The sequence below is a fragment of the Rhodoferax sp. genome (genome assembly GCF_039922535.1).
Taxonomy (GTDB): domain Bacteria; phylum Pseudomonadota; class Gammaproteobacteria; order Burkholderiales; family Burkholderiaceae_C; genus Rhodoferax_B.
The window spans coordinates 1-10,806 of sequence record NZ_JBDTEM010000109.1; the positions used below are offsets into that span (position 1 = coordinate 1).

The window sequence follows — 10,806 nt, forward strand, 5'->3', positions numbered from 1 at the left end:
GGCGCACCCAGCTGCCGCGGCACCTTGCTGGCCCCCAAGCGCCGCATCAGCAAATTACGCAAATGATCTGGCCCGCCGAGTCCATCTGGGAAGCCATTTACCCGCTGCTGCCCGACTTCACCGTCGAGGTGCTGCCGCAGGTCGATTCCACCAACAGCGAACTGATGCGCCGCGTGCGCGCCGGGCACAGTGAACCCACCTTGCTGGTGGCCGAACAGCAAACCGCAGGCCGGGGCCGCCTGGGGCGCGACTGGCACAGCGCCGTCGGCGACTCATTGACCTTTTCGCTGGCGCTGCCATTGGCCCCCGCCGACTGGTCGGGCCTGTCGCTGGCCGTGGGCGTGAGCGTGGTGCAAAGCCTGCACCCCGACCTGCAGCTGAAATGGCCCAACGACGTGTGGCTGCAGGGCCGCAAGCTGGGCGGTATCTTGATCGAAACGGCGGGCCTGGGCGACCAGCGCGTAGCCGTGGTGGGCATTGGCCTGAACATTGCGCCCCGGGAAGCTGGGGGCCTGTCCACGCCCCCAGCCTGGCTGCAAGAGGTATTGCCCGGCCTAGATGCCGGTGCCGCCCTGCTGCGCATCGCCGCCCCGCTGGTGCAAGCCCTGAAAGCCTTCGAGTTGGCTGGCTTTGCCCCGTTCCAACCCCAGTTTGCCCAGCGCGACCTGCTGCTGGACCGCGCCGTCACCCTGAGCAACGGCACCGTGGGCATGGCGCGCGGCGTCGATGCCATGGGCGGCCTGCAGGTGCAAACCCCCGACGGTATGCAGACGGTGACCAGCGCCGAAGTCAGCGTGCGCCCCACTCCAGCGGCAGACTGAGCCCATGCTGCGCGGCATCGTCTTATTTCTACTGCTGGCCAACGGCGTGTTTTTCGCTTGGTCGCAAGGCTTGCTGGCGGCCTACGGCCTGGCCCCCGCGCCGGTGTCCGAGCCGCAGCGGCTGGCGCAGCAAATCCACCCTGAACTGGTGGTGGTGGTGCCACCGCACAGTGAAGCAGCGGCTTCGGCACCCGCTGAAACGGTGGCCAGCGCCCCCGCCAATCCAGCCAATCTATCCGAGCCCGCCGAATGCCTGACCGCAGGCCTGTTTGACGTGGCGCGTGGCACCCAACTGGCCAAAACCTTGGGCGATGCCCTGCCCGCCGGGACGTGGTCGATGGAGCCCGGCGTGGAGCCGGGCCGCTGGATGGTCTACATGGGCCGCTACGCCAGCGCCGACCTGCTAGAGCGCAAAAAGGCCGAGCTGCGCGGCATGCGCATCAAATTCGAGGCCGCGCCCGCCAACCTGGAACCTGGCCTGTCGCTGGGCAGCTTTGACAACGAAGCCGCGGCCAACAAACTGCTGGGCGAGGTCACCCAGCACGGCGTGCGCACCGCCCACGTGGTGGCCGAGCGCCTGGAAACCCACGGCATGCGGCTCAAGCTGCCCAGCGTGGATGCGGCGCTGAAAACCCAGTTGGACGCGCTGAAACCGGCGCTGGGCGGCAAAGCCCTCAAAACCTGTCCCGCCTGATGGCCTTGCTCCAGCGGCCCGCCACCCTGCTCTACCTCGCCAAATGGCTGTGCCTGGCCTGCGCGGTGGCGGTGCTGGCGGGCACGGCATCGGCCTTCTTTTTGTTTGCACTCGAATGGGCCACCCAGACCCGCCTCACGCACCGCTGGCTGCTGTGGCTGCTGCCGCTGGGCGGCTTTGGCGTGGGCTGGCTGTACCTGCGCTTTGGCCAGTCGGTGGAGGCCGGCAACAACCTGCTGATCGACGAAATCCACGACCCGCGCAGCACCATTCCGCTGCGCATGGCCCCGCTGGTGCTGTTCGGCACCGTGGTGTCGCACCTTTTCGGCGCGTCGGTGGGGCGCGAAGGCACGGCGGTGCAAATGGGCGGCGCGCTGGCCGACCAACTGGCCCGGCTGTGCAAGCTGACCGGCGATGACCGCCGTTTGATCTTGATGGCCGGTATCAGCGCCGGATTTGCCTCGGTGTTTGGCACGCCGCTGGCTGGGGCCGTGTTTGGGCTGGAGGTGCTGGCGCTGGGCCGTTTAAGGATTGACGCGCTGTGGCCCTGCATCGTGGCCGCCATCGTGGCCGACCAGGTGGGCCTGCTGTGGGGCGTGCACCACACGCACTACGCCATCGCCAACCTGCCCGCCGCTGCCACCATTACCGCCTGGGGCCTGGTGGCGATGGTGCTGGCCGGGGCCCTGTTTGGCCTCACCGGCAAGCTGTTTGCCCACAGCACGCACACCCTCAGTGCTTGGATGCAACAACAGGTGCGCTACAGCCCCCTGCGCCCCTTCATCGGCGGCTGCGTGGTGGCCAGCGCCGCCTGGTGGCTGGGGCCCAACCTGTCCGATCCCTACCTCGGCCTGGGCATCCCCACCATCGTCCAGTCTTTTCAGCAACCGCTGGCAGCCTACGACTTTGCAGCCAAGTTCGCGTTTACCGTGGCCTCGCTGGGCACCGGCTTCAAGGGCGGCGAGGTGACCCCGCTGTTCTACATCGGCGCCACGCTGGGCAACGCCCTGGCCCCACTACTGCACCTGCCGTTTGCGCTGCTGGCCGGGGTGGGCTTTGTAGCGGTGTTCGCCGGGGCCGCCAACACGCCGATTGCGTCTACGCTGATGGCCATGGAACTGTTTGGGTCCGAAATCGGTGTTTACGCAGGTGTGGCCTGCGTGGTCAGCTATCTTTTTTCAGGGCACAAGGGGATTTACAAGGCCCAGCGGGTGGATGTGGCCAAGCCGGGGCGGTAGGCTGCCAATCGCCAAGGCTGTGCACATACGAGGCGACCTGTCCCGGCTATAGTGGCCGCCGGTTCCGTATTGCAGCAAGCAGCACACATCCACTGGACATATTCCCCATGGTCAAAAAAGTCGGCTCCACCGAGATCCATGCCCGGCATCGGGCAAGTTGCCATTGCGGGGCGGTCGTCCTCGAACTGGACTTGCCCGACGGAATCGTCGATCCACGCCGCTGCAACTGCTCCATGTGTGGAAAAAGAGGCGCAATTGCCGCCGCCGTTCCGCTGAGCGGCCTGCGCATCCTGAAAGGCCAAGACGCGCTCAAGGAGTACCGCTTCAACACCATGACGGCAAGGCACTTCTTCTGCGGCACCTGCGGCATCTACACACACCACCAGCGGCGCTCCAATCCCAACGAGTATGGCTACAACGTCGCCTGTCTTGAGGGTGTCAATCCCTTTGAGCTTGGCCCAGTCCCCACCAGCAATGGCATGAACCATATGTCAGACCGCAAGACCCAAGGTGAGCCCAATGCACAGCCCGGTTCTGGCTGCTGCAGTGCGGACTAAGTCCTCGTTCAAGTGGAGCGGCATATGGCGGTACGCTTGGGCCACAGGTTGAGATAAAACCACTCAAACTGCCTCCCAGCCCATACGGAACGGGCGGCAGCAGCTATCCCTTACATAGCACCACCTTAACCCACCACCCCCAACCGCCACAACGACGTCACCTCCGCTGCCCGCGCCGCGTGCAGCGGGGCGTTGGCGTCGGTGGCTTTGGGGTGCACGGGCTTGGCATCCAGGCGGCCCAGCACCTGCACACCATGGGTCGCGAACGCGGCCAGCAGCTCGTCGCGGGTGCGCAGGCCCAGGTGTTCGGCGAAGTCGGACAGGATCAACCAGGCCTCGCCGCCGGGTGCCAGATGGGTCTTCAGCCCGGCCAAAAAGCCCAGCAGCATGCGGCTGTCTTCGTCGTACACGGCGTGTTCGATGGGGGAACCGGGGCGGGCGGGCAGCCAGGGTGGGTTGCAGACGATCAACGTGGCCTGGCCTTCGGGGAACAGGTCGGTCTGTAGCACCTGCACCTGCTGGGCCACGCCCAGCAGCGCCAGGTTGTCGCGGGCGCAGGCCAGGGCGCGGGGGTCGGTGTCGGTGGCGACCACCTGGGCCACGCCACGGCGCACCAGCACAGCAGCCAGCACACCGGTGCCGGTGCCGATGTCAAAAGCTACGCCCGCCACCGGCAAGGGGGCCTTCGCCACCAGGTCGATGTACTCGCCGCGCACCGGCGAAAACACGCCGTAGTGCGGGTGGATGCGGTTCAGCGGGGCTTCGCCCAGCGCCGGGATCTCCAGGCCCTTGCGCCGCCATTCGTGGGTGCTGGTCAGGCCCTGCAGCTCGCGCAGGGTGATGACCGACGGGCCCGCCGCGGCATCCGCCGGGCCCCAGGCCGCCAGGCATGCGGCGTGCACATTGGGCGCGCGGCGCAGCGGGATGGTGTAGTCGGCGTTGACCGGCAGCAGCAGCATGTTCAGCACCCGCGCACGCTGGGCCTGGGCCTGGCGGTACAGGTGGAAGGCCTCGGCCGGGGCGGCGGCTTCCTTGGGGGCTTTGCGCTGCTTGCGCGCCGGGGTTTTGTCGATGCGCCGGGCAATGGCCTGCAGCAGCTGGCGGGCGTTGTGGAAATCGCCGCGCCACAGCAGGGCCGTGCCCTCGCAGGCCAGGCGGTAGGCGGTGTCGGCCGACATCGTGTCGTCGGCCAGCACCACGCGTTTGGGGGCGGGCGCGCCGCGCTCGGAGCGCCAGTGGGCGGACTGGGGCTGGTCGGCCTCGGTCCAGTGGAGGGTGCTATCGGCAGCGGAAGCTACAAGAGAGGGGGCAATAGGGGTAGGCATAGTCGGGTGCTTTTAACAGATGGGCCGCAACGGCCTGCAGCACGTACCCGGCAGGCCAGCGGTTTTGCTGCGTTTTTAAGAGCTGCTTGCGCAGGTATGATCTGCGCTGGCGGCCTATTTCTTATAAATATGTAGGCCATTGCGTCAACGGTATAGTGTTCGTTTGCACCACCCTGGGGACTTGGGACCATGCGATTTCTGCCGTTGACCGCACTGTTAACCGTACTCTTGGCCGCACTGGCCCCGGCGGCCCATGCCGGTGTGTTTACCACCCGCTGCCTGGTCGCCGAGGGCGGCAAAAGGCCCATCCAGCTGCAGTTCAGCACCGTGGGCGATGACACCAGCGGCTGGAGCGGCGGCTTCGTGCGCTACGGGGTCCACAGCCGCCCCATCAGCCTGGTGCGCCTGCGCGAGTCGCACGTGGAAACGGCACCCGGCCGACCGTTTGCGTTCACCACCGTCTGGCTGGAAATGGTCGGTGGCCAGGCCGCGGGCAGCTACGAGGTGGAAACCCAAGGCGCACGCATCGAGCGCTTCGTCTACACCCCTAAACGTAGCGGCCCGGGCACCGCGTTTACCGAGAACCCCGCCATTGACGTGGGAGACGACGGTGCCTGCCGCTGGACGGCCACGGGCTAGCCTCAAACACTATCAAAACCATAGCTTCTTGCGCAGTCTGTATATGCGCTGGAGTCCGATTTTTCTTATATTTTTAGCCGAAATGAAAAGGGGGATTTCTGCATGCACACGTCTTGCCAACGCGGTGCCTACCGCATAGCCACCGACCCCGCCTGCCTGGACATGGCCGCCGTCCACGCCTACCTCACGCGCAGCTACTGGTCGCCCGGCATCGCATTCGAGCGGGTGCAGCGGGCGGCGGCGAACTCGCTGTGCTTTGGCTTGTTCCACGGCGTGGAGCAGGTGGGTTTTGCGCGGGTGGTGACCGACAAGACCACCTTTGCCTACCTGGCCGATGTGTATGTGCTGGAGGCGCACCGGGGCCAGGGCCTGTCGAAATGGCTGGTGCAAACCATTCTGGCCCACCCGGAGCTGCAGGGCTTGCGCCGCTTTCTGCTGGCTACGGCCGATGCGCACGGGCTGTATGCGCAGTTTGGTTTTCAGCCCCTGGCCAAGCCGGAACGGATGATGCAGATACTGCAGTCCTAAAACACGTTTCTAAACCTTTGACCTGCCGCAAGACCCCGGCCCGCACGCTGGCCACAATCCAAACTATGAAAAAAACTGCACTGCTGCCCCTGCTGTGGGCCTTGGCCTGCGGCCCGGTGCTGGCCGACTGGGTGCGCATCGCCACCAGCGATGCCTCGGTGTACTACATCGACTCGGCCATTCCGCCCAAGGTGGGCGCGAACGTGATGGTCTGGATTCTGCGCGACCACACCACGCCGCAGGTCGGCGCGGGCGGGCCGTTTGCCTCGTCCAAAGACCAGATCGAAGTCGACTGCAATGCCCGCCGGGTGCGCCGCATCTATGCGTCCGAGCACCCCGAGCCCATGGGCAAAGGCCAGATGGTGCATTCCGAGCATGGCCCCATGAGCTGGAACGCGGTGGCACCCAAAACCATCATGCAGCGGGTGGTGGATGCGGCGTGCGGGCATCCTTGAGCGGATGTATCGCCCCCGGCAGCAGCTTCACGACTCCCTAGCCCCTGCCCGCGCAAACCGCACCGCCACCCGCATGCCCGGCGGCGTGGCACCAGGATGGGCATCTTCCAAAGTGATTTCGGCGCTGTGCTGGCGGGCGATTTCCTGGACGATGGACAGGCCCAGGCCGGAGCCGTCGGCTTCGGTGCCCAGGGCGCGGCAGAAGGGCTGGAACACCAGCACGCGCTCGGCCTCGGGGATGCCGGGGCCGTGGGCAGCTACGAGGTGGAAACCCAGGGCGCGTATCAACCGCTTCGTCTACACCAACAAACGCACCGGCCAGGGCACGGCGTTTGTAGAAAACCCCGGCATCGACGTAGGGCCCGACGGCGCCTGCCGCTGGACGGCTACCGGCTAAGCTGGTTTACTATCGAAAACATAGCGGCTTGCGCAGATGCTGTATGCGCAAGCGGCCGATTGCATATAAATTTTGAGTCGTTATCCCAGGGCAGATGTATATGACGCCGACCCCCATGGCACTGGAGCCCGTTGAGCAAGCCGCCTTCCTGCAGTCCGTGGCCAACGTGCAGCAAGCCGCGCTGCGCCAGCTGCAAGCGCAACCGGGTGCGACGGCAGTGGTGGCGTTTGTCCGGTTTATGCAGCAAGGGGTGGACCAGGTGGTGGCCGCGGCGCAGCAGCAGGGTGTGCAGCTCGACTGCGCGGCCGGTTGCAGCCATTGCTGCCAAGCCAAGGTCGAGGCGATGGCGCCTGAAATCTTGTTGATTGCCGGCGCGATTGCCGCAGGCTCGGCGCAACAGCAGGCGCAGACCATAGCGCGCCTCCAGGCCCACCAGGCTGTGCAGGCCGAGGGCGCGGCACCCTGGAGCCGCCAGCCGGCCTGCCCGTTTCTGGTCGACCAGCTGTGCTCGATTTACGCGCTGCGTCCCGCCTCCTGCCGCAAAGCCCATTCGCAGGATGTGCGGGCCTGCCGCAGCGATGCCGCGCAGATTCCGCAAAGCCTGCAACTGGTGCTGCAGGCCGAGGCGCTGCAGCTGGGCACCGCCGCCGCTTACCGCCAGCACGGCCTGGACGCCGAGCCGCAAGAGCTGGTGCAGGCCGTGCTGCAAGCCCTGCACGACCCGTCGGCGGCCAGCCGCTGGCTAGGGGGCGATCCGGTGTTCGGCGCCGCCTAGACCCGGCCTACCGTACCTGGTACACCCGCCCCGTCTGCGCACCCTCCACGCTGCGCTGGTAGGCCATGGCCACGCGCGCCGCGGGCACCGACTCAAAGCCCGCGAAATACGGGCCATAGGCCGGCAAAGATTCGGTGAGTACTGTGGCGCTGACGGCGTTGATACGCAGGCCGCGCGGCAGCTCGATAGCGGCGGCGGCCACAAAGGCTTCGATACCGGCATTCACGGCCGAGGCACTGGCACCAAAGCGGATCGGCTCGGTGGACAGGATGCCGCTGGTCAGCGTGACCGAGCCGCCGTCGTTCAGGTAGCGCTGGGCCAGCAAGGCCAGCTGCACCTGGCCCAGCAGCTTGTCTTGCAGGCCGATGTTGAACTGCGCGGCCGTCATCTCGCCCAGCGGGCCGAAGTGCACATTGCCCGCAGCGCTGACGATGGCATCCACCTTGCCCACGCGCTCCATCAGGGCCTCCAGGCTGGCGGGTTGGGCCAGGTCGGCCCGGTAGTCGCCGCTGTTGCGCCCGACGCTGACGATGGTGTGGCGGGCAGCCAGGTTGGCTTGTACGGCTTGGCCTACGGTGCCGTTGGCGCCGATCAAGAGGATTTTCATGGGGTGTTCCTGGGTTCAGAAGTAGAGAGGCCTCGATTGTTTTGCAAATGCAGACCTACATAAAGTAGTGAATACTTCGCTATCTACTAAGCACAGGTTTGGAATAGCGATGGATAAATTCCGCAACATGGAGGTCATGGTGGCCGTGGTTGAAGGTGGCAGCTTTGCCGCAGCGGCCCGGCAGCTGGACATTTCGGCGGTGATGGTCGGCAAGCACATCCAGCTGCTGGAGACGCACCTGGGCGCGCGCCTGGTGCAGCGCAGCACCCGGCAGCACAGCCTGACCGATGTGGGCCGCAGCTTCTACGAGGACTGCAAACGCGTGCTGGAACAGGTGCGCTGGGCCGAGTCGGCGGTCGAGCGCAGCCGGGCTGCGCCGCAAGGCCTGCTGCGGGTCAGCGCGCCCACGACCCTGGGCAACCAGGTGATCGCTCCGCTGGTGGCCGGGTTTTTACTGGACAACCCGCAGGTGCGGGTGGACCTGCAGCTCAGCGACGGGCGGGTCGATCTGGCCGGCGACGGCATTGACGTGGCGGTGCGCATCGGCCCGGTGGTCGACGAAGGCCTGGTGGCGCGGCCACTGCAGCCCTACCGCATGGTGATTGCCGCGGCACCCGCCTACCTGGAGCGGCATGGCCGCCCGCAGCGGGCCACCGACTTGGCGCAGCACACCTGCCTGCGCCACGCGGTATGGCATAACCGCACCGATTGTTTGCTGAGCGAGGACGGTCAAACCGTGGATTGGCCCGACCAGTCGCGCTTTGTGTGCAACCAGGGCGACAGCCTGCGTATCGCCGCTTTGCAAGGCCTGGGCCTGGTGCTGCAGCCCGAGGTGCTGCTGGCCGACGACCTGGCCAGTGGCCGCCTGGTGGCCGTGCTGCCAGACTGCGTGCCCATGGCCCGGCCGGTGCACCTGGTTTACCTGCCGGACCGACGCCAACTGCCCAAACTGAGCCGCTTCATCGACCACGTGCTGCAGGCGCTGGGGCAAAGCTAAGATGCATTCCACCCCATCGAATCCACTGCATGCAGACCACCATCCGCCACGCCGAGCAGGACGACTACGCCGCCATCGCCCACATCTACGCCCAGCCGCTGGCAGCTGCCGGCACCATGCAGATTCCGCTGCAGTCGCGCGAGGTGTGGAAGCAGCGGCTGGCCGGCATGGCGACCCACGACCGCATGCTGGTCGCCGTGGTGCAGGGCGAGGTGGTAGGCAACCTGGGTCTGCACCCGGTGCCCAACCCACGCCGCGCCCATGTGGCCGGCATCGGCATGGCCGTGCGCGACGACCTGCACGGCCGGGGCATAGGCACGGCCTTGCTGAAGGCCGCTATCGACTTGGCCGACAACTGGCTGAACCTGCTGCGCCTGGAGCTCACCGTCTACGCCGACAACACCGCCGCCCAGCGCCTGTACCAGAACCATGGTTTTGTGCTGGAGGGCACGCACCGTGCGTATGCCCTGCGGCATGGCCAGTATGTGGATACACATGCGATGGCGCGGCTGCATCCGGCGCCGCCGGGGGTGCGGTGAGTTGGCTTTGGCTTTCTAGAAAAGTGGATGGGGCTGCTTTTGTGGGCGGCTCCATTCGGTCAGAACCGGACATTCGCGGAAGTAGGCAAGCTATGGATTTAGACGTTGCGCATCAGCATTGCAGCGGTCGCTTCGTATCGTTAAGTCGCGAAGCACAAATTCATTCTTTAAAAAACTTGCAATTGTGAATAACTCAATAGCATGGGGCATACAAGCCTACATTCGCGCAAACAAATGCTAACCACTCAAATAATCCAGGCCCATTGCAATACGTGCTCAGGCCCTACGGCACACGAAGTGCTGCATTCCAAAAGACGGCTGTGGACAGAGGACGACGACGACGGCGAAGTTATGTTTTCCGAGTCTGCAATCTATTCAACCATTCAGTGTCGCGGGTGCGACGACGTAAAAATGCGGCTCGTGGAGGGAGGCTCACATTCGGATGAAACGATCAGCTACTACCCTCCAGCTACCTTCCGGCGTAAGCCCAAATGGATGGGCGAACTTTTGCTGGAAAGCATTATGGATGGCATCCATAAAACACTGGTTGAGCTGCTGTCCGAGGTCTACAAGGCCATGCAAAACGGAATGCCAAGACTAGCTGCGATGGGCGTTAGGGCTTTGCTTGAATCGGTTATGACAGACAAGGTCGGGGATAAGGGAACTTTTGCACAGAACCTCGACGCCTTTGCAACTGAGGGACATATCTCAAATAGGCAGAAGGAACGCATCGCAAAAGTTCTGGATGCTGGTAGCGCTGTGATCCATAGGGCTCACCTTCCCACCACGAACGATGTGATTGCCATGGTGGATTTGGCCGAAAACCTGATCGAGTCCATCTACTTCCATGATGCGCAGATTGACGAGGTGGCGAAAACGGTGCCTGCTAGGCCAGTATTTCGCAAGGTCAAAAGCAGGCGATAGGCTGCTGGCTCTTTCTACCCTTGAAATGGCACCTTTGGCTAGGGCCAGAGGCTTTGCGAGCGCCTCAGGTCTAGTGGCAATGATGGTTACAGCTGTATCCAGGCGCTTGTAGACAAAGAGTGTCTCAATTTGCTCTTAATCCCCTTTTTGTTGCCGCCGGCCACCGATGCCAGTAAGCGGTCATCCAGTTCTACCAATCTGAACGACCGGTATGAGGGAGCCCCGATGGGCCGCAATGGGCCCAAAGCCGCCTGCGACAGCAAATGCGGTTATCGCCTGAATTTTCCCTGGCAGCCGCAGGCAATGTCCT

Annotated in this window: 13 protein-coding genes and 1 pseudogene; 11 read left to right on the plus strand and 3 right to left on the minus strand. The window is 64.8% G+C overall.

Annotated elements, in window-relative coordinates; all coding sequences use genetic code 11:
- Positions 1–62 precede the first annotated feature (62 nt).
- From ABI213_RS05100 to ABI213_RS05115, 4 genes are all read left to right on the plus strand, one after another.
- Positions 63–821: a biotin--[acetyl-CoA-carboxylase] ligase gene (locus ABI213_RS05100; protein WP_348026291.1), complete on the plus strand. Its 759-nt coding sequence runs from the start codon at positions 63–65 to the stop codon at positions 819–821.
- Between the two features lie 4 nt (positions 822–825).
- Complete coding sequence (locus ABI213_RS05105) at positions 826–1,515, plus strand: SPOR domain-containing protein (protein ID WP_348026293.1); 690 nt, start codon at positions 826–828, stop codon at positions 1,513–1,515.
- Entirely contained in the window at positions 1,515–2,753 is a 1,239-nt protein-coding gene (locus tag ABI213_RS05110) for a voltage-gated chloride channel family protein (protein ID WP_348026295.1), read from the plus strand. Before ABI213_RS05105 ends, ABI213_RS05110 begins: the two co-directional genes overlap by 1 nt.
- Before the next feature lie 107 nt (positions 2,754–2,860).
- Entirely contained in the window at positions 2,861–3,310 is a 450-nt protein-coding gene (locus tag ABI213_RS05115) for a GFA family protein (RefSeq protein WP_348026297.1), read from the plus strand.
- Positions 3,311–3,435: 125 nt separating this feature from the next.
- Here ABI213_RS05115 and ABI213_RS05120 read toward each other — a convergent pair whose 3' ends face one another.
- Positions 3,436–4,635, minus strand: a complete 1,200-nt coding sequence (locus ABI213_RS05120; protein WP_348026299.1) for a class I SAM-dependent methyltransferase — start codon at positions 4,633–4,635, stop codon at positions 3,436–3,438.
- A 204-nt stretch (positions 4,636–4,839) separates the two neighbouring features.
- Here ABI213_RS05120 and ABI213_RS05125 point away from each other — a divergent pair, with 204 nt between their 5' ends.
- The 3 genes from ABI213_RS05125 to ABI213_RS05135 all read left to right on the plus strand — a co-directional run bounded on the left by ABI213_RS05125 (position 4,840) and on the right by ABI213_RS05135 (position 6,257).
- Positions 4,840–5,274: a hypothetical protein gene (locus tag ABI213_RS05125; RefSeq protein ID WP_348026301.1), complete on the plus strand. Its 435-nt coding sequence runs from the start codon at positions 4,840–4,842 to the stop codon at positions 5,272–5,274.
- 102 nt (positions 5,275–5,376) lie between these two features.
- Entirely contained in the window at positions 5,377–5,802 is a 426-nt protein-coding gene (locus tag ABI213_RS05130; protein WP_348026303.1) for a GNAT family N-acetyltransferase, read from the plus strand.
- 65 nt (positions 5,803–5,867) lie between these two features.
- The gene (locus ABI213_RS05135) at positions 5,868–6,257 is read left to right on the plus strand and encodes a surface-adhesin E family protein (protein WP_348005015.1); all 390 of its coding nucleotides are present in this window, start codon (positions 5,868–5,870) and stop codon (positions 6,255–6,257) included.
- A gap of 27 nt (positions 6,258–6,284) precedes the next feature.
- On the opposite strand, the pseudogene ABI213_RS05140 reads toward ABI213_RS05135, so the two are convergent.
- Positions 6,285–6,506 (minus strand): annotated as a pseudogene (locus ABI213_RS05140) (ATP-binding protein); the annotation flags it as partial.
- A gap of 248 nt (positions 6,507–6,754) precedes the next feature.
- On the opposite strand from ABI213_RS05140, the gene ABI213_RS05145 reads away from it, so the two are divergent.
- A complete protein-coding gene (locus tag ABI213_RS05145; protein WP_348026305.1) occupies positions 6,755–7,429 on the plus strand; it encodes a YkgJ family cysteine cluster protein in 675 nt (224 codons plus the stop codon).
- Between the two features lie 7 nt (positions 7,430–7,436).
- Here ABI213_RS05145 and ABI213_RS05150 read toward each other — a convergent pair whose 3' ends face one another.
- On the minus strand, positions 7,437–8,036 hold the full coding sequence (locus ABI213_RS05150; protein WP_348005017.1) for a short chain dehydrogenase: 600 nt from the start codon (positions 8,034–8,036) through the stop codon (positions 7,437–7,439).
- Positions 8,037–8,145: 109 nt separating this feature from the next.
- Between ABI213_RS05150 and ABI213_RS05155 the strand changes: the two genes are divergently transcribed.
- The 3 genes from ABI213_RS05155 (at position 8,146) to ABI213_RS05165 (ending at position 10,496) form a co-directional block, all read left to right on the plus strand.
- The gene (locus ABI213_RS05155) at positions 8,146–9,033 is read left to right on the plus strand and encodes a LysR family transcriptional regulator (protein WP_348005018.1); all 888 of its coding nucleotides are present in this window, start codon (positions 8,146–8,148) and stop codon (positions 9,031–9,033) included.
- Between the two features lie 29 nt (positions 9,034–9,062).
- Positions 9,063–9,572 (plus strand): GNAT family N-acetyltransferase, encoded by a 510-nt coding sequence (locus tag ABI213_RS05160; RefSeq protein WP_348005019.1) that lies wholly within the window; start codon positions 9,063–9,065, stop codon positions 9,570–9,572.
- Between the two features lie 297 nt (positions 9,573–9,869).
- Positions 9,870–10,496 (plus strand): DUF4145 domain-containing protein, encoded by a 627-nt coding sequence (locus tag ABI213_RS05165; protein WP_348005020.1) that lies wholly within the window; start codon positions 9,870–9,872, stop codon positions 10,494–10,496.
- Positions 10,497–10,806 lie beyond the last annotated feature (310 nt).